Here is a 19,641-nt window from a genome sequence, read left to right on the forward strand (position 1 = left end):
AAAAAATCCCTCCAAATTTAAAAACAAATTCAGAGGGTAATTTAGGGTATAACAAAATAACCCACCCGAATATCGTTTTTTTTATTTGGTGAGTTTGTTCTTTCAAATACGAAACAAATGCTCATGTACGGTAAAGTATCACAAGAAAATTATGTCGAATTGACAGCCGCCTCCGCTATACCGAATAAGGAAATAAAGAGTCCTCAAATTTTGCGCTACTAAATGAAGACGAGCGGAAGTAATCTCCCGCTCGTCAGTAAACTTAACTATGCCATATCAATCCCGCTTCTTTCCCGCCACCGGCACTAAGAACAGCGCGGGCAACAGCAGGAAAGCGGTACAGACCAGCCCCCAGGGTATGGACACCTGCTGGGCTACCAGCCCCACAATAGGCCCGCCGATGATCTGCCCGAAAGAGTCCAGCTGTCCGCTGGTGGAAAAGACTGTGGCGCGCATTTTCTCATCCACTTGGTCGTTCATCCAGGCGGCCAGCACAGGCTCCTTGATGGTGCGCATAAGCCCCGCCAGCAGGAACACCAACAACATGAACCAAAAGCTCCGCCCCACCGCGAAGAGAACCAGGAACAGGATATACCCGGCGCTGGTGGACATGACCACACTGGTTCGGCTGACAGTCCCTTTTTTCTCCATGCGGGCGATGAGCAACTGAGAAGCCAGAATACCTAAGCCGTTGCCGATAAGACTGATAACACCGAACCAAGTGACGCTGTTCAGCGGCCCGATAACGGGTATTACCGTGTCATCCAGAAAATGAGCGGTGGAGAGCCGGTCAAAGCCTTCACTGGCAAGTCCCCCGCATAGTGTGATTGCTAAGAGCGCCAGCAACACAGGTGCGCCTTTCACAAAGCCCAGGTTGAGCTTGAACAGGCAGACAAAGTCTTTAAGCAAGCCCTGCCGTTCCTCAATAGCAGGGGAGAAGTTGGTTTCTGGCATGATGCGAACCATCACCAGCCCCAACAACAAGCACAAACTGCCCCCCAAGATGAGAGGCATTTGCAGGTTTATGTTTCCCAGCAGTGTGCCCAGCACCACGCCCAGAACGCCGCCGATTTGCCCCATTTGACTGCCCCGCAGGAACACCTTGTCTATGGGTTTGTCCTCTTCCTCCGAGGCAATCCACGCCTCCAGAGCGCCGGTGATGAAGGTATCACCGCAACCCCAGACAACCTGGGCCAGCAGAACCGGCGCGAACCACGGTAGCGCACCCTCCATCAGAAAGCCCAGGCCGTAGAGGAACATTCCAATCAGCACCGAGCGCCGACGGCTATACAAATCCGCCACCACACCGGTGGGCATCTCGAACAGAAAGCAGGAGGTCTCCTGAACCGTCCCTACCAGGACAAGCTGGAAAGCATCCAGCTGCACCACCTCCAGGTGGTACACGATGGAAAGCACTGTGGACATAGAAACCGCCAGGGAACAGACAAATCGGAACAGCAGGTAGACAGAATATGCCTTTGAATTTTTAGCAAACATGAAGTTACATTCTCCTTTCAAATCTCATTTTATATGACTTTTGCAAGCTGTTAAGCTAACTTGTGGAACATATGCCGAACCTTATCTATACGGCTATTCGGGCGGCGGGGTTGGCAAATAAATTTACCAATAGCTGGCTGGTATCCTTTTAACTCTGTCAAGCAGACTCCCTGCCCATTTGTGAAATAAGTTAAATCGTTCCTGTATTCTTGAATACATCTAGCAGGGATTTCTCCTTTCAGAATGACCTCGTCATTCTTTATCTGAGTACTTACAATATCTGCACAATACCTTGGAGCATCATGATACGCCCGTGAGAGATATTCCTGCGGTGCATAAATTTCAAAGTGGAGATATGGCTCTAATAGTTCTGTCCCTGCTTTTTTTAAAGCCTGCTCCAATACGATAGGGGAAAGCAGCCGAAAGTCTGCGGGGGTACTTACAGGACTATAATACAATCCATATTCAAAACAGATTTTACAGTCTGTCACTTTCCATCCATACAGCCCCTGCTCGCAGCCATAAAGAACCCCCTCCATAACCGCATTTTGGAACGATTGATTTAAATATCCAAGTGAAACTCTGCTTTCATACTGCACTCCGCTTCCAATAGGGAGCGGCTCTATGGACAACCCGACAGAAGCCCAGAAAGGATTTGGCGGGACTTCTATGTGGATGGTATATTCTGCTTTTCTAAGCGGTCTTTCCATATATATAACAGTAGGCTCTTTTATTTCTGCCTCCACATGATATTTTTCCTCAAGGATGGCACAAATGACTTCCATCTGCACATTCCCCAAAAAAGATAACATAATCTCATGGGTAACAGTATCAATGTCAAAATGCAAAAGAGGGTCTGTATCAGCAATCTCTGCGAGGGCATTTAACAGGGCTTCCCTTTGCTCCGGCTTTTGCGGCTCTACCGTTGTCCGAAGTAATGGCATGGGATTATCAATCCGTGTTTTGTGAGGCAGGAGTTTTTCATTTCCCAGGATATCGTTCAGTTTCAAAGTATCATCAGCTAAAATAACAATTTCTCCCGGACAGGCATGGTCAGCCGGGACGATTTCACCGTTTGTCGGAACACACATCTCTGTGATTTTTATTTTCTCTTTTTCAGATATTCTAATAACATCCCTCAAATGCAATGTTCCGCTATATATACGCACATAAACAAAACGCCGCCTTTTCTCTGAATATTCAATCTTAAAAACCTGCCCGCATAGTTCAGATTGACCTTCAGGCGTTGATGAATAAAATTTACTGGCAATTACTTCTATAAGCTGCCGAATCCCCAGATTGTTTTTAGCGCTTCCGTGATAAACGGGAAATAACGTTCCGTTTTGGAATCTCCTGTTTTCTTCCTGTTCCAGTTCTGACATTTTAAACGGTTTCCCTGACATATATTTCTCTAATAGTTCATCGTTTCCCATAATTACCGCATCCCACTGTTCCATATCGTCATTGTCCGTTACATTTATATGGGGATGCTGCCCAACCTTTTGCTTCACTATAATTTCCGAAGAAAGCTTTGCTTTCATTTCCCGATATACCATTGGCAAATCAATCCCCTCTTGGTCAATTTTATTGATGAAAAAAATTGTCGGAATCTTCATTGTCTGTAGTGCATGAAACAGTATACGGGTCTGTGCCTGTATGCCATCCTTTGCAGAAACTAATAATACTGCTCCGTCTAATACGGATAAAGAACGGTATACTTCCGCCAAAAAATCCATATGGCCTGGCGTATCTATAATGTTGACTTTTACATCCTCCCACTGAAAAGATGTCACTGCTGTCTGGATAGTGATTCCCCTTTGACGCTCCAAATTCATTGTATCTGTCCTTGTTGTGCCTTCATCTACGCTCCCTAGTTCTGCAATTGCACCACTGGTATACAATAAACTTTCCGTTAATGTTGTCTTTCCTGCGTCAACGTGAGCCAGAATGCCTAAGTTAATTATTTTCATGTGATTTTCCTCCTATCAACACCCAAAAAAGGGCATAAAAATACCCAGTGATAAATACTCCTATCACTGGGTAAATAACTCCAATAGCCCCAAAACACTTATATGTTTTCGGGCATATAAAATTACATGATAAAAGTATTCTTAAACTGGGTACAAAAAACTAAGCCCCATATTAAAAGTGAAACGAGACTGCTACTTTTTGTTCCCACTATCAAATTGACAGTTTATTTAAGAATACCTTGCCGCATATTTATTAACTCCTTGTATAATACTGAATCTAATTATATTCCTTAACCCTTTATTTGTCAAGCTGACAAACTAAAGCAGAAAAAGCGGCAGGATTTCCCCCTGCCACTAATCATCTGTTTATGCAAAAATAATTTCCTTTTCCACAATCTCCCTCGCACAAGCCCTTATGTTATTGAGGCATCCTGTCCATTCTAAGGCGTTTTCTGCCTTTAGCTGTTCCGTTATGCCCTGTGCCTGTTTCATACCCTCTATGAGCCTTTCAAAGCGTTCCTGTGCCTGTCTGTTGATGTCGGCAAGGTAGGCGTTTAGCCTGCCGCTTGTAAGAAGATTGGTGTATGTAACTTTACGGTACTGTTTTAGATAATCTAAATGCCGTTGCCCCCAGATGCCTATTGCCTGTTCTTCTTCGGCGGGTACAGTTAAGCACGGTATCAAATAATCCCCTTGCCTTTCGTATTTGCCGCCCAGTTCCTCAAATAATGATTTTGCCATTGTCTGTTACCTCCACATTCTTTTTTATTTTGAATGTCCGCAAAATCCGTCCTACATCTGTTGGACAGTGCGATTCCGATACATATCAAAATGTAACTTATCACAAAGTAAAGGATTCTCCATGGGAGGGCAGTTGGCAAAGCCCCGATCCACATCTCATGGATATCCAGCATCTTGCCAAATACGAAACCAACTATGAAACTGCACAGGTACTGGGGGACAAATTTCCTTCGCATGATCATGAGAGTGAGAATAAGTACGCCCTGAAATATGTATGTCCAGGTTCCGAGAGTCAGTCTTGGAAGAACCAGCGAGAATGCGTATGGCACGCTGGATATTGCCGATATTCCTGCTGCAGAATAGAGCATGAGAACCACTCCGAAACTGTTGATGGTGACTGCTGTTATCAGGGCGATCTCGCCCCACATGTTATGCAGATGTGCATTTCCTGATTGAGTATTCATTTTCTGCTTTTCCTCATTTCTTTCATATATGATGCGTTTTATAACATATACTTTGATTTCCCCAGCATCAGGGGAGCTTTAATTGTCTAAGACTTCATATATATATCCCTGCGGTTTTTGATTGTAGCACCGACAACACCACATAACAAATAAATAGTTTTTATGGTTTGATAGATTTTGTCTATAAAAAATATTCGGATTGTATTAAAATATGAATAGGATCATGTATAAATAATGAAAAGGGGGAGTTATAAGTGAACCTGTCATATATTAGATATTTTGTTGAACTGGCCCATGTTCAGCATTACACAAATGCAGCCAGAAATCTGAATATAACGCAGCCAAGCCTCAGTCACGCAATATCCCAGCTTGAGGAAGAACTTGGGGTAATGCTTTTTGAAAAGAATGGGCGCAATACGGAGCTCACTGCATTTGGCAGAGAATTCCTTGCATGTGCAGAGCGTTCGCTTGGCACTCTTGATGCGGGGGTAGAGTCCATACAAAAGGAGGCTGCCGGGGATGGCGTGATACGGCTTGGTCTAATAAGACCTCTTGGAATGGAATTTGTACCGCGTCTGGCAGCGGAGTATTTGAAGAAAGCTGAAAACAGAAATGTGTCGTTTACATTTCATACAGGGACCACAGGGCAATTGCTTGATGATCTTGCGGCTAGAAAATATGACATGGTTTTCTGTTCGAGACCGCCTGAGACGATGGGATTTTCCGCCATTCCAGTTGGCAGACAGGATCTTGTTGTCATAGCACCGTCGGGACATTATTTGGCAGATAGGGATTCGGTGACACTCGAGGATACACTGGGATATAAACATGTATATTTTTCGAAGGGATCTGGAATGAGAAGTCTGGTGGATGAGATGTTTGAAGGACTTGGCAAAGCTCCTGAGATAGCATGCGAAACGGAGGAGGATGAGGTCATAGCCGGACTTGTGGCAGCAGGGTTTGGAATAGCGGTAGTCCCTTACATGGATATGCTCAAAAGGCTTGATGTGAAGGTTCTTAGTATAAAACATCAGCCGGTTGACAGGCTTTACTATGTTGTTCATGATAGCCGGACATATATGTCCCCTGTGGCGACAAAATTCCATAAATATGTGTTATCTAGTAATTGACAAATTAAGGTATGATATATAGAATGGTTCTCATATGAACTTATAAATTTGAGAAAATGTTGCACAAATCAGATTGTACAATTGTCACGATGAATCGCCAAGGAAGTATAAGGGGGCGCATAGTTAGTGGATAGGACTGCTGTATTTAATATAGCATTTGAAATGTGGGGAATATTAATTTGTCTGTTTGCATTTGTGGTTATATTCCTTCAGAAGAATAATAATAGAGATAAAAAGAATGTGAGTCTATGTATGGAGGCTGCATGTATCATCCTGCTGGCTGCAGATATGTTGTCATGGTATTATCAGGGAAAAACAGGACAGACAGCCTATTACATGCTGAAGATAAGCAATTTTGCCGTGTTCTTTATCAACTATTTATATATGACTCTGTTTACGTTTTATCTTCTTGTCATTCTCAACAGAGGAGAGACGAAGATGCCAGCGAAAGCAAGGGGCGTGGTAGTTCTGAGTGCTACTGGGATAGTCTTGCTCATTATATCCCAGTTCAGTGACAAGCTGTTCTATTATATAGATGATAACAACTTTTATCACAGGAGCAGCTGTTATCTGTTGTCTCAGCTTATTGCTGCAGCAGGACTTGTTCTAAGCTTTTCGATACTTTTGCAGTATAAAAAACGACTGGAAAAAAGAGTTTTCTGGTCAAGTGTTTTGTATTTTATCCTGCCATGTATATCCACAGTTGTTGTCATATTCTATTATGGGATTTCATTTCAGACGATATCTGTGGTGGCTTCTACACAGATCATGTTTGCAGTTGATATGGTCGAGATGGACAGATCACTTGCGAGATCCAGACAGGAGGTTGAGCGTACAAAGTACGAGGCTGAGCATGATCTTCTGACCGGCATGTACAACAAGACAGCCGGAATGCAGAGGATAAGAGAGTATATAGATAACATGACTGACGAAGATAGTGCTTCTCTTGTATTTGTGGATATAGATGATTTCAAGAGAGTAAATGATACATATGGTCACGCAGTTGGTGATTACTGGATTGAGAAGGTGGCAAAGTTTATCCGGAGTGACTGCTATGAAGAGGACGTTGCCTGCAGGTATGGTGGAGACGAGTATGTTGTGCTTCACAAGGGCTTATCGGATATATCTGTTCTGGAGTCAAAGGTGATAAGATTTGCCAGAAAACTTCAGCGCAAGACAATGGAGAGAGGGCAGAATGTCCATTGCAGTGCTGGTATATGTCAGATTAATGGTTCAGGATTCAGCACAGAAGAGTGTATGAATGTCGCGGACACTGCGCTGTATGAAGCAAAAAAGAAGGGCAAGAATGTCAGCGTGATCCACAGCATCAGCAGGGATGGTACGGACAGAGTGACCGTACTTGACAAGATAGAGTCTGATATAAAAAAGGCTCAATCCAGGGTAGAGGCAAGGATCGCATATATGTATACTGATATTATATATGTTAATTATGAGAACGATAAATACCGTGTTATAAAAGGCGATTCTGAGCTGAACAATGCTGTATCTTGTGCGAATAACTACGATGAAGTAATTGGATTGATAAGTAACCGGTTTGACTCGGATCGGTCAAAAAAAATAGTCAGAGATTTTCTCAGCCGTGAGCGCATGGAGAGTTACACAGGCGGCAATACGGAATATCAGACAGAAAATTTCCTCAGAGGGGTTTTGTCAGTCAGCTGTGCAAACAACCATGGGGGTGCAAGTCTTATACATGCTATCCCAGTGGACGAGGATGGTGACAGAGGCTACTTTGTGGTCGTACAGGATCTTGACATATATGCTGGTTGAAGTATAAAATCATACATAATAATTTTAACGAAAACAAGTTGGTGGATTTTTCCGGATCAGGTCATCTTTTCGCCCCACAACCGCAATGTTGTGGGGCTTTATTTATGCCATCCGGGGATGGAGGTTTTATGAACGAGAATTTTATGAAAGAAAAGCCGGTGTTCCCACTTTTGATGTCCATGGCACTGCCTATGGTTATATCGATGATGGTGAATGCTTTGTACAATATAGTTGACAGTTTCTTTGTGGCTAAGATAAGTGAGGATGCGATGACAGCACTTTCGTATGTATTTCCACTGCAGAATTTTGTAAATGCTGTGGCGATCGGATTTGGTGTTGGAATAAACGCGGTGATAGCCATATATCTTGGAGCCAAGGACAATGAGCGGGCAGATCGTGCAGCTAGTTGGGGGATGTTTCTTGCTGTTATACAGGGGGTAGTGATGACAGTCGTGTGTATTGCCATCATTCCATCATTTCTCAGAGCCTTCAAGGCAAGTGGAGACGTCCTTGACCTTGGCTGTCGTTACGCAGACATAGTATTTGGATTTTCTATAATTATTTCGGTTGATCTTGCATTTGAGAAGGTGTTCCAGTCGGTTGGACGCATGATAGTTACAATGGTTGGACTGATGGGCGGCTGCATTTTGAATATAGTGCTTGATCCGTTGCTGATATTCGGTGTGGGACCATTTCCTGAAATGGGTATAGAAGGCGCTGCACTGGCAACTGGCCTGGGACAGGTGTTTACACTGATCATTTATTTTATTGTGTACTTTGGAAGACCGATAAATGTGAAGTTCGGCATAAAGCATTTGCATGAAGGCGGTCTGATGGTGAAGAAGCTGTATGCCATAGGCATACCTGCTATACTCAATATGGCACTGCCGTCTCTGCTCACAAGCGCACTCAACGCCATACTCAGCATGTATTCGGCAACTTATGTCATGATCCTGGGCGTGTACTACAAGCTTCAGACCTTCCTGTATATGCCGGCAAATGGAATCATTCAGGGAATGCGCCCTATCATAGGATATAACTATGGTGCCGGAGAGCATGCAAGAGTGAAGAAGATATTCACCATAACGCTTGCATTAAATGTTGGAATCATGCTGGCTGGAACAGTTGTGTGCCTGCTCATCCCAGAGAGGCTTATAGGTATGTTCACAGAGAATATGTCTACAATAAATGCAGGTGGAACAGCACTGCGCATCATATGCGCCGGATTTGTAGTGTCGGCTGTGTCGGTAACTGCATCGGGAGCACTTGAGGGATTGGGAAAGGGAACTCCGTCCCTGCTCATATCACTGCTCAGATATGTGGTTGTCATAATCCCGGCTGCATGGATACTTTCAAGGCTTTGTGGTTTCGAACCTGCTGGTGTGTGGAATGCGTTCTGGGTAGCAGAGCTTATAACGGCGGTGTGTGCGGCGTTTATATATAGAGGGGCTGTCAGAGGACAGAGGGAAGTGGTTTAGATAAATTGAAGATGTAATACAAATAAAGTCACGACGTTGATGCTGAGTGGTATCTGTCCGGGAATCCGGGGATATCAGTGCAGATTAGGTCGTGACTTTGTTGTATTTATCACACACTATTTCTAATTCGTTAAAAGGTAAACAATACTTTCTTATTTTGAAAGGTTCATTGCTAATATACTGGTTATATAATGTTATTGCTTTATTCGCTATTTCTCTAGAGTGATCCTCTTCGTTTACATAATCAGATATAAATTTTAAGTCTCGTTTTCTATTTTTCTCCAAACGAGAGTCATTTTTTCTTATAGAATAATCATCCATTGGTAAAAGTTGTTTTTCTGTAACAGGAATCATATCAATAAAATTTATTCCGCTTACAAAACGTCCGGTTTCGGTAATGACTTTTGTATAACCAGCGTTGTTATGTAGTGTTTTCCTTTTCTGAGGCTTGCCGTCATGTCTTGTTATCGGAATGGCATACATTCTACTATTAACCATAACAATGATGCCAATAAAGTGCCTGTTATCTTTGCCTAATTGAGGGCTTACAGATGGTACATGATCACAAACTTTATGTAGTTCTCGTATGTATTTCATATCTATTCGATATAGATGTAAACGATTTTTTGTCATATATTCCTCTTTAAATGAAAAATTTGGATGTAGGGGCTTACTAATAAATAAAAAAGGCTATGCGCATAATGCACATAGCCAATAATTGTAGTTCCACCTCGGTAGAACTAACGCTTTTCGTATTCCACTTAACGGCAGGAGCCTCCGATTGACTATGATTATAACATATACAAAAGAAATGTCAATTTCCCTATTAGGATTACAGTTTTATAAAAGATGTATGTCACTGAGAATACATGAGAGCGGCTTGGAATTCAAGGGACTTGAAAGAGAGTTAATGAAAGCTTTAGAAAAGTATACAAAACGGAGAATTTGAGCTACAAATTGAGCTATTGCCCATCAAACATTTAGTATGTTAGAATAGTTGTGGTTATCCTATAAAAACACTAGGATAACCACGATTGTTTTGTTGGAGGAAAAATCGTGGGAAATATATTCAGAAAGGCATTCATCAAATCAATCCCAATCATGTGCAGTTATTTGTTCGTCAGCATGGCATACGGAATTATGATGGAGAATGCCGGATTCAAATGGTATTATTCACTGCTGGTCAGCCTGACGGTGTACACGGGGGCGTACCAGTTTGTGCTTGTGACGCTGCTTTCAAGCGGAGCATCCATACTCACCATGGCACTCACTGCATTTCTGATGAACAGCAGGCAGAGTTTCTATGCACTGACATTTGTGGATGAATTCAACCGCATGGGAAAGCGGAAATTATATATGATACATACAATGACGGATGAGACTTATGCCGTGAACTGCACCTTGCCGGACACCGGTAAGGAGAAACAGAGCATCATGTTCTGGGTGGCTTTTTTGTCGAGGTGTTACTGGATGATCGGTGCGGTTGCTGGGGGAATCCTGGGGCAGATCATTCCATTTGATATGACGGGGATTGATTTCTGTATGACGGCGCTGTTTGTCATCATATTTATCGATCAGTGGGAGAAGGCGGAAAGTCATATCCCGGCGATTGCGGGAATTGTGAAAGCGGTTGTATGTCTGCTAGTTGTTGGACCGCAGTATTTCCTTCTGCCGTCACTCATCATAGCGTCAGCGGTGCTTGTGGTGTGGAATATGAGGAGAAAGTAGGAAAATATCATGAATACGAAATATATATTGATAGGAATTGCGGTGTCGGCAGTTGTAACATTTGCACTGAGGGCACTTCCATTTGTCATATTTAATGGAAAAAGACAGATGCCGGAGATGCTGGTGAAACTTGGAAGGGTGCTTCCGGCGACCATCATGGCGGTGCTCATAGTGTACTGCCTGAAGGGGGCTGTGTCGGCTCCAGTGGCAACTGGAATACCGAGTCTTGTCGGCGTGCTGGTGACAGGCGGAACGTACAAATGGAAGCACAATACGCTGTTAAGTATTCTGCTGGGGACTGTGAGCTATATGGTTATGCTGCGCATAATGTAGATAATCATTTTTGGTTGATTGTTTTTAGCAGTAATCTCTGCAATCGGATTGCGGATAATTTGTACGCAGAATCCCACTATTGAATGAACGTGCATAATTTGTTAGAATAGCTGTGTGTTTATCGACGTAAGCACATATTATAATATGAAGATATCATCGCGGCAGATTTTGTCTGGGCAGGTGATATTGGGAGATATTATTAGAAAGGATCTGAATAAGTAATGGATAGATCAGATAAACAGAGAATTGAGGGAATCGTGCAGAGGATATTGGATGATTTCGGCGATGACAGAGCCATCAACAAGACGGATCTGTGCAACGAGCCGGATAAGACAGCCATTATCGATGTGATCGACAAACTCATGAAGATTCTGTATCCGGGTTATTACAGCGACAAGCTGTATAAGATATACAGTCTGAAGAATAACATGTCTGTTATCATAGAGGATGTAATATTCCATCTGAAGAAACAGATCATGATAGTTCTCAGGTATTGCAAAAAGTTTCCTGAGCTCACAGATGCTGAGCTTGAGGATAAGGCGATGGATATAACATATGAATTCATGGATAAGATACCTCAGATAAGAGACTATCTTGAGACTGATATCCAGGCGGCATTTGACGGAGATCCTGCTGCGGGCAGCAAGGATGAGGTCATACTTTCATACCCTGGACTGTATGCCATATCTGTATACCGTATGGCACATGAGCTTTGTCTGCTGGATGTGCCGATGATACCAAGGATCATGACTGAGCACGCCCACAGCGTGACCGGAATAGATATTCATCCGGGCGCCACCATAGGAAAGTATTTCTTTATTGACCATGGTACGGGAATCGTTATCGGCGAGACGACTATTATCGGCGAGCATGTGAAGATATATCAGGGCGTGACACTTGGAGGACTCTCTACACAGGGAGGTCAGAAGCTCAAGGGGGCCAAGAGGCATCCAACCATCGGTGACAATGTAACCATCTATTCAGGCGCGTCCATCCTTGGAGGCGAGACTATCATCGAGGACAACGTTGTTGTGGGTGGTAATACATTTATCACCAACTCAGTAGAGAAGGATACAAGGGTTACTGCCAAGAAGCAGGAGCTTCAGTATAAAAATAATTAGAGGACATACAAATGAGTGACATACGAAAGATAGCGGTTCTGACCAGCGGAGGAGATGCTCCGGGCATGAATTCAGCTGTTAGGGCTGTGGTTGTATCGGCCATCAACAGTGGAATAGAGATAGTCGGAGTGATGCGTGGTTACGAGGGACTTATCGACTGGGAGACACAGCCGCTCGGCCTGGCGGACGTCAGGAACATAAACAATCAGGGTGGAACGATACTTTTCACCAGCAGAAGCGAGCGATTCCTACAGAAAAAATACCGCGAGCAGGCGGCAAAGAATCTGCGAGATCACGATGTAGATGCGCTTGTTGCCATCGGTGGGGATGGAACACTCCGTGGAGCCATAGCATTTCAGAATGAGGGTATCAATACCATCTGCATCCCTGGAACAATAGACAGAGATGTTGCATGTTCTGAGTATACGCTGGGATTTGACACAGCGGCGAATACAGCCATGGAGGCCATTGACAGGATAAGAGATTCATCGGTTTCCCACGGACGATGCAGCGTCGTGGAGGTCATGGGACGAAAGAGAGGCTATATAGCGCTCTGGGCAGGCATGGCGACATCAGCTGATGCCATCATAATTCCTGAAAAATGGGATGGTGACTATGACAGTATCATAGATACGATAAAGGCAAAGCATGCTGACGGAAGAAACAGCTATCTGGTGGTTGTGGCCGAGGGTGTTACAGATGCTCCAGAGCTTGCACAGATGATTCTTGATAAGACTGGTATAGAGTCGAGGGTATCGGTGCTTGGCTATATACAGAGAGGCGGACAGCCAACGGCAAAGGACAGGATGTATGGCTCACTCATGGGTGCGTATGCCGTTGATGTACTCAAGAAGGACAAGGCAAATCGTATGATAGCTATCAAGAACGATATACTTATAGACTATGATATAAAAGAGGCAATTGATATACAGAACAATCAGATCGATTCCTTCCAGTATGAGCTGAGTAAGCTGCTGGCCGAGTAATCGGTGAGGCTGGCAGTGGGTAAAAAATAAGCTGACTGATTATAAAAAGATATATAAATGACAGGTATAAAAGATACAATATAAAGGAGAAGGTTATGAAACAGGTAATATTAACAGGCGACCGTCCTACGGGCCGTCTTCATGTGGGACATTATGTAGGATCACTTAAGAGAAGAGTCGATCTTCAGAATTCAGGAAAGTATGATGAGATTTACATCATGGTGGCTGATGCGCAGGCGCTTACAGACAACGCAGAGCATCCTGAGAAGGTCAGACAGAATATTATGCAGGTTGCTTTGGATTATCTTGCCTGTGGCATAGATCCTGAGAAGTCTACTATATTCATCCAGTCAATGGTACCAGAGCTCACAGAGCTCACATTCTACTATATGAACCTTGTAACAGTGGCAAGAGTCCAGAGAAATCCTACCGTTAAGGCAGAGATCAAGATGAGAAACTTCGAGGCAAGTATCCCTGTTGGATTCTTCTGTTATCCTATCAGCCAGGCTGCAGATATCACAGCATTCAAGGCCACAGAGGTTCCTGTTGGAGAGGATCAGATGCCTATGATCGAGCAGTGTAAGGAGATCGTTCACAAGTTCAATTCGGTATACGGTGAGACACTTGTTGATCCAAAGATCGTTCTTCCTGACAATGAGGCATGTCTCAGACTTCCAGGTACAGATGGTAAGGCCAAGATGAGTAAGTCACTTGGAAACTGTATCTACCTGTCAGAGGATCCTGCAGATATCAAGAAGAAGGTTATGTCCATGTACACAGATCCAAACCACATCCGTGTAGAGGATCCTGGTCAGATCGAGGGCAATTCAGTATTTACATATCTTGATGCATTCAGCAAGCCAGAGTACTTTGAGGAGTTCCTTCCAGACTACAGTGGTATGGATGAGCTCAAGGAGCACTACACCAGAGGTGGTCTCGGTGATGTAAAGGTCAAGAAGTTCCTGAACAATGTTCTTCAGGCTGAGCTTGCGCCTATCAGAGAGCGCCGTCAGATGTGGGAGAAGAGACCACAGGATGTATACGACATCTTAAAGAGTGGCAGTGAGGTTGCCAGAGCAAAGGCAGCAGAGACGCTTGCAGATGTGCGCCGTGCTATGAAGATTGACTATTTTGAGAACGACAATCTTTTCAAGTAAGAAATATTATAACTTTTAGCATGATTACATGTGTAAAAAGGATAAAATTCTCGCCAAATGTCCTGAAAAGTGATATTTGGGACAAAGCAAGGGAATTTTATCCTTTTTTCATGCAAATAATCATTTTAGAGATATTTTTGTGCTAATGACGAGCAAATTATCTCAAAATAAGAAAATCCTAGGGAGGTGACATATCACCCGAATGTGGAGTTAAATAACGCTGTCAATCACATATTATATCCTCACAACCACAGCTTCATACGGATACAGTCCTGTCAGTGAAATTACACAGTGCAGATGGGCGTAAATTGCAACAGTCAAAAACATTAATTACCTGAGTCGTTAACTATATAAATAATCCGGATTTCTCCTTGCTGTGCTCCAGCTTGTCAAGAAGCTTTGCGCAAGGCTTTGCGAGCAGTAGTCCGATGACCGCTGAGATCGCAACATATATCAGCAGGGTGGCAAGACATTTGCCGTAGGTGTGTTGATACATTCCGGCGACACATTCCCTGAGGGCGTTCATGCAGTATGAGAACGGCATGAATTTGTAAAGGTACTGGTACACTGATGGGAGCACTTCCACCGGGAAAGTACCGCCTGCTCCGGCAACCTGTATGACCATGATGACAACTGCGATGGCCTCACCGATATTGCCAAATGCCACGGTGAGAGAGTAGATCAGGAATGTAAATACAAAGCTCGTCATCATGGCAGCAAGTGCAAATGCTATCGGATGCTTGCACTGTATTCCCACGTAGAACAGATCGCCCATAACGGTTATGATTGTCTGGACCTGTCCGATGACGAAGAAGTTAAGATATCTTCCGAAGAACTTCTGGTAAGGCTTCACGCCCTCAAGCTCTTCATTGTCCTTGACCTTAACGTGTATGAGTGCCACAAGTATGAGAGCACCGACCCACAGTGCCAGGACCGTGTAGAATGGTGCCATGGCTGATCCGTAGTTGGATATCTCGTATACAGCAACTGTGTTCATCTGTACCGGTGATGAGATGAAATTCACTATCACCTGTGGATTGTCCTTGATGGCATTTATGAAATCCTGGTAGCTGCTGTTAGACGTGATCGTCTGTATGTCGGCCTTGATCTTGTCTATGCTTTCTTTGAGATCCTTCAGACATTTGATCGTTCCCGCGATGTCTGCGGTTCCGTCCTTCAGAATGTCCTGATACTCGGTCAGGGACTTGCTGATATCGTTGAAGTTTCCCGGAACATTTGCCAGCACGGTCTGTGCCTGCGCCAGAGATGACTGGATATTCTCTAACGAAGATTTCAGTTCAGGCGAAAGTTCGTTATTTATGAGATCCTTCACTGAAGCAATGTCATTTGTACACTTCTTTATGTCGGACGATACCGCTTTTTTCAGTGATGCAAATTCTTCGTCCGACAGGCTTGTGTCGGATACAAGCTTTGCTAAGTCTTCGTTCAGATTTTCAAACTGAAGTTTGGCATCCGATACTATAGGTGACTGGGCTTCGATCAATCGGTTTATGGTGTCCAGAACATTGGTGCCAAGGGAACCATTGAGGTCAGTTTCGATTGACACTGATCCGATATCGTGGGTTCTTGAGAGGCTGTCCACGGTTTTACCAAGCTCTGTAAGTCTGTCAGAGATCATGTCGAGACCTGTGTTCAGCAGTGATATCGAGGTGTCTGCAACGTCGCTGCTTATGCCTGCGCTGTCACTCAGATTTCCAAGACTGCTTGAGCCGCTCTGTGCCATGCTGTCTATGCTTGGAAACAGAAGCTGAGTGGTATCGATGGCATCCGATGCAGACTCTGTGAGCAGTGAAAATGTATTCAGCATATAGACGTAATTGTCCAGCGTGGATGAGATCTGTTCCAGTTTGCTCTCAAGACCGGCAACGAGGTCTGAACCGTCTATGTTATTTCCGGAAATGAAATCTCCGGCATTTGCAAATACCTCGGTCAGCGTGCTTATGATCTTTGTGTTTATCTCGTTTTGGACGGTCGTCTTGACCTTACCGGTTATCTTGGTGGCAATGGCGTTCTTCTTGCTGTTCTCGTAGTATTCGATATTGGGATTGACGATGTTGCCATTTAGTATGCTGAGCATGTTCGCCGTGAAGTCCTTTGGTATGATTATTCCGGCATAACATTCCCCGCTGGCGATGAGTTCAAGTGCCTCATCTTTATTATCGGCAAATGTCCAGTCGATAGTGTTGTTGTTTTCAAGACTTTCGATCACCATGTCTCCGATGGTCAGATTTATTCCGCTCATCTCGATTCCCTCATCCTCGGAGTAGACGGAGATCTTCATGAGTGAGGTGGCGGACTCTCCATACGGATCCCAGTTTGACAGGATGTTGAACCACGCATACAGGGAAGGGATTATGCACAGACCCATGACTATGGACAGTGCGACAACATTTGTGGTGATCCTGCGCAGATCAGATATGTATACACGCCAAATGTTTTTCATGATAATTCCTCCTTGTCAGCTTCTGTGTTTTCTGTGGCATCATCCTGTTCATCCGTCTGAACCGAGTCGCCATGTTCATCTGTCTGAACTGTCTCGTTTTGCTCATCAGACTGCACAGACACACTCTGATCATTCTGCACAGCCTCAGCCATCTCAGCCACCTTGTCCTGCACGGCGGTGATCTGTGTCTGAATGTCTGTTTTTACATTTGTGATTATGTCGTCCAGCTTCTTCTTCGGTGCAGCGACTTTTGTATATATGCTGTTGATGTCGATGAGACCGTCAATATTATCTTCCGTATCCTGAAGCGAGTTTACCATCTCCTGTACCTTGTAATCCGAGTATTCCACATGTATCAGATATGCCGCGATTATGAACAGGCTGGCGATCCACAGAACAAGAAATATGATCTTGGAGCTGCCGGTCAGAAAGAGCAGGATAAGGAAGCATGCGGGAACAGTGAATATACACTTAATACCCGCCTTCAGCTTTTTTACATTTGCTGCATGGGCATTGTCTCTGAATGCAAGCACCTGGGACTTTATGTCAGATGGCTCGGTGCTGGTTGTATTTGAATTTGTATCTTCGTTCATGGGTGTTCCTCCTTATTTGCATTACATCATATCCGTATCTTCCATACGTTTCTCGATGAAGTGCATGATATGGATAAATGGTTTTCTGATTATAAGTCCTATGACCAGTGCAACCACAATGAAAATTGACAATTCAAGCAGATATTTGAACAGGTCTGCGTGATACATTCCGCCAATACATTCACGCATTGCATTTATCGCATATGGGAATGGGAAGAATATGTACACCTGTCTGAAGAAGTTCGGAAGAGCCTCTATAGGGTAGGTTCCACCGCTCCCCGCTATCTGCAGCACCATGATCACAACAGCGAGGGCCTTGCCTATGTCGCCAAATGATATGGTGAGTGAATATATCAATATTGAAAATGTCAGCCCTGTGAGTGCCGCGGTTGCCCAGAATGCAAATGGGTGCAGACACTGTATCTTCAGCAGGAACAGATCTCCAAGCACTATGACCAGAACCTGAAGCTGAGACAACAGGAAGAAAATAAGGTATCTTCCAAAGAACAACTGGTGTGGTCTGGCATCCTTCAGATAGTCCGCATCCTTCACATGCACCTTCATGAGGGAGACGAGAATTGTCATTCCGACCCAGATGGCAAGCACTGAGTAAAATGGTGCCATGGACGAGCCGTAGTTGGCAATGCTGTAGTAGTAATGTTCCTCGACAGCAACAGGCTTTGACAGGAATGACGCCAGCGCCTCTGAGTCTCCGTTGAGGAAGGCGATGATCATGTCGGTCACCTCGCTGTCGGCGGCCTTGTTGATCTCGTCTGTGGCGGTCTGGATCTTGTCACGTATACCACTTATGAGATCGGAGAGGTCTGTGAGACTGGTGTTCATTGATGCAATAGTCACCTTATAATTGTCAAATACAGAGCTTGCACTGCTGATGGTAGAATTCAGGGTATTTAACAGATCCTGAGCGTTTTTCAGTGCATTTTTGATGTTCAGGATAATGTTGTCCATGTCAGGAATGACCTGGCTGGTAAATGTGTCATCTATGTCTGAGACAGAGTTGATGATCTGGTCGAGCTTATCTGATACGGCATTTTCTGCATTTGTGATCGCAGATATATCCAGACTATCGATGGTGTCAGCGGTGAGAGAGGAAATCTTCTTAACCTCTGTTTTTAGCTTGTCAAGCTTGTTGAGTGCATCTGAAACCTCATTCGTGTTGCTTATGTCAAGAGATTTGATATATTCGTCGACTGCATCGATCTTTTGCTGAAGTTTGTCTGCATCTGCCTTGATATTCTCAAGATCGGCAGATATGTTCTCTGCATCATCCTTCATATGGATAAGCTTTGCAGAGCTTTTCAGATTCTGTATGTCCTGCGCGATGCTGTCAATCTGATCCTGAAGAGAATTCCTGACAGTGTAGTAGGTTGAGCCCACTGAGTCTATATCGGACATGCTTGAATCAATGGCGGAACCCGCATCGGACAGAAGCTTGCTGCTCTTGTCAGTTGCGTCCTTGAGCTTTGTGCTGGTCTTGAGTTTGTTATTTGCCTTGATTATGGAATCTATGGTTTTCTGGTATCCGGCGAGATTGTCATCGACGGTTTTGAGTGCTGTGATGAAATCCGTTCCCTTGAGATCCTTCGACAGATCTGTGTCGGAGTCGTCAATGGCAGTGATAAGCTTCTGTGATATCGCCTTGACGTAGGTTTCGTTGATGCTTGTCTTGAGCGTTGAGACTGCAGTGTCGGTTATCTTAGGTGCCACGGCATTTTTCTTCTCATTTTCATAGTAGGTGAAGCTTGGATTTACGAAGTTGTCCGTCAGGGCATTGAACATGTTGTAGGAGAAATCCTCATCAATGACGACGGCGGCATAGTAGGTGCCTGATTTCACACCGCCGATGGCGGACTTTTCAGATTCTGGAAATACCCAGCCGATACTGGTCTGGCTTTTCAGCTTATCGACCACTGACTGGCCCATGTTCATCTCGTTGCCGTCCGCATCTGTGTAGCCCTTGTCCAGGTTGACGACGGCGATATTGATATTGCCGGTATTGGCATATGGATCCCAGTTTGCAAATATGTTGAACCATGCATACAGCGCAGGCAGTATGCACAGTCCAACGGCGAGAACTATTGTGAGTATACTTTTTTTGATACCGATCAGGTCGTTTTTGAATATTTTCAGTATTGTTTTCATTTTTATGTAATTCCTATTTATATAG

Annotated in this window: 15 protein-coding genes and 1 pseudogene; 8 read left to right on the forward strand and 8 right to left on the reverse strand. The window is 44.1% G+C overall.

All coding sequences use genetic code 11. The annotated features are described in order from the left end of the window. Positions 1 to 276: 276 nt before the first annotated feature. The 4 genes and pseudogenes from tet(40) to DWW60_RS05175 form a co-directional block, all read right to left on the reverse strand. Entirely contained in the window at positions 277 to 1,497 is a 1,221-nt protein-coding gene (tet(40), locus tag DWW60_RS05160) for a tetracycline efflux MFS transporter Tet(40) (protein WP_109215034.1), read from the reverse strand. 50 nt (positions 1,498 to 1,547) lie between these two features. Continuing rightward, positions 1,548 to 3,467: a tetracycline resistance ribosomal protection protein Tet(O) gene (tet(O), locus tag DWW60_RS05165; RefSeq protein WP_117874544.1), complete on the reverse strand. Its 1,920-nt coding sequence runs from the start codon at positions 3,465 to 3,467 to the stop codon at positions 1,548 to 1,550. A gap of 366 nt (positions 3,468 to 3,833) precedes the next feature. Beyond that, positions 3,834 to 4,208: a TnpV protein gene (locus DWW60_RS05170; protein WP_001129922.1), complete on the reverse strand. Its 375-nt coding sequence runs from the start codon at positions 4,206 to 4,208 to the stop codon at positions 3,834 to 3,836. A 53-nt stretch (positions 4,209 to 4,261) separates the two neighbouring features. Beyond that, positions 4,262 to 4,672: pseudogene (locus tag DWW60_RS05175) on the reverse strand (DUF6198 family protein); the annotation flags it as partial. 254 nt (positions 4,673 to 4,926) lie between these two features. Here DWW60_RS05175 and DWW60_RS05180 point away from each other — a divergent pair. The 3 genes from DWW60_RS05180 (at position 4,927) to DWW60_RS05190 (ending at position 9,071) form a co-directional block, all read left to right on the forward strand. Further along, complete coding sequence (locus DWW60_RS05180) at positions 4,927 to 5,802, forward strand: LysR family transcriptional regulator (RefSeq protein WP_117874545.1); 876 nt, start codon at positions 4,927 to 4,929, stop codon at positions 5,800 to 5,802. A 126-nt stretch (positions 5,803 to 5,928) separates the two neighbouring features. After that, positions 5,929 to 7,593: a GGDEF domain-containing protein gene (locus DWW60_RS05185; RefSeq protein ID WP_117874546.1), complete on the forward strand. Its 1,665-nt coding sequence runs from the start codon at positions 5,929 to 5,931 to the stop codon at positions 7,591 to 7,593. A gap of 128 nt (positions 7,594 to 7,721) precedes the next feature. Continuing rightward, entirely contained in the window at positions 7,722 to 9,071 is a 1,350-nt protein-coding gene (locus DWW60_RS05190; protein WP_117874547.1) for an MATE family efflux transporter, read from the forward strand. An 84-nt stretch (positions 9,072 to 9,155) separates the two neighbouring features. Here DWW60_RS05190 and DWW60_RS05195 read toward each other — a convergent pair whose 3' ends face one another. Beyond that, a complete protein-coding gene (locus tag DWW60_RS05195) occupies positions 9,156 to 9,704 on the reverse strand; it encodes a type III toxin-antitoxin system ToxN/AbiQ family toxin (RefSeq protein ID WP_015533732.1) in 549 nt (182 codons plus the stop codon). A gap of 423 nt (positions 9,705 to 10,127) precedes the next feature. On the opposite strand from DWW60_RS05195, the gene DWW60_RS05200 reads away from it, so the two are divergent. From DWW60_RS05200 to trpS, 5 genes are all read left to right on the forward strand, one after another. Further along, on the forward strand, positions 10,128 to 10,799 hold the full coding sequence (locus DWW60_RS05200; protein ID WP_243002920.1) for an AzlC family ABC transporter permease: 672 nt from the start codon (positions 10,128 to 10,130) through the stop codon (positions 10,797 to 10,799). Between the two features lie 9 nt (positions 10,800 to 10,808). After that, entirely contained in the window at positions 10,809 to 11,132 is a 324-nt protein-coding gene (locus DWW60_RS05205; RefSeq protein ID WP_117874548.1) for a branched-chain amino acid transporter permease, read from the forward strand. A gap of 221 nt (positions 11,133 to 11,353) precedes the next feature. Continuing rightward, positions 11,354 to 12,253: a serine O-acetyltransferase gene (locus DWW60_RS05210; RefSeq protein WP_004849988.1), complete on the forward strand. Its 900-nt coding sequence runs from the start codon at positions 11,354 to 11,356 to the stop codon at positions 12,251 to 12,253. 11 nt (positions 12,254 to 12,264) lie between these two features. Beyond that, positions 12,265 to 13,239 (forward strand): ATP-dependent 6-phosphofructokinase, encoded by a 975-nt coding sequence (locus tag DWW60_RS05215; RefSeq protein ID WP_022217306.1) that lies wholly within the window; start codon positions 12,265 to 12,267, stop codon positions 13,237 to 13,239. Between the two features lie 95 nt (positions 13,240 to 13,334). Beyond that, positions 13,335 to 14,396: a tryptophan--tRNA ligase gene (gene trpS, locus DWW60_RS05220; RefSeq protein ID WP_015533736.1), complete on the forward strand. Its 1,062-nt coding sequence runs from the start codon at positions 13,335 to 13,337 to the stop codon at positions 14,394 to 14,396. Between the two features lie 346 nt (positions 14,397 to 14,742). Here the strand turns inward: trpS and DWW60_RS05225 are convergent, their stop codons facing one another. The 3 genes from DWW60_RS05225 to DWW60_RS05235 are packed head-to-tail and all read right to left on the reverse strand — an operon-like array spanning position 14,743 to position 19,616. Next, on the reverse strand, positions 14,743 to 16,860 hold the full coding sequence (locus tag DWW60_RS05225; protein WP_117874549.1) for a YhgE/Pip domain-containing protein: 2,118 nt from the start codon (positions 16,858 to 16,860) through the stop codon (positions 14,743 to 14,745). Continuing rightward, positions 16,857 to 17,453, reverse strand: coding sequence for a hypothetical protein (locus tag DWW60_RS05230; protein ID WP_117874550.1), 597 nt, complete (start codon positions 17,451 to 17,453; stop codon positions 16,857 to 16,859). The genes DWW60_RS05225 and DWW60_RS05230 overlap by 4 nt, the downstream gene beginning before the upstream one ends. A 21-nt stretch (positions 17,454 to 17,474) precedes the next feature. Next, positions 17,475 to 19,616: a YhgE/Pip domain-containing protein gene (locus tag DWW60_RS05235; RefSeq protein WP_117874551.1), complete on the reverse strand. Its 2,142-nt coding sequence runs from the start codon at positions 19,614 to 19,616 to the stop codon at positions 17,475 to 17,477. Positions 19,617 to 19,641: the final 25 nt, after the last annotated feature.

Source organism: Coprococcus sp. AF16-22 (assembly GCF_003461545.1).
Classification (GTDB): domain Bacteria; phylum Bacillota; class Clostridia; order Lachnospirales; family Lachnospiraceae; genus Coprococcus; species Coprococcus aceti.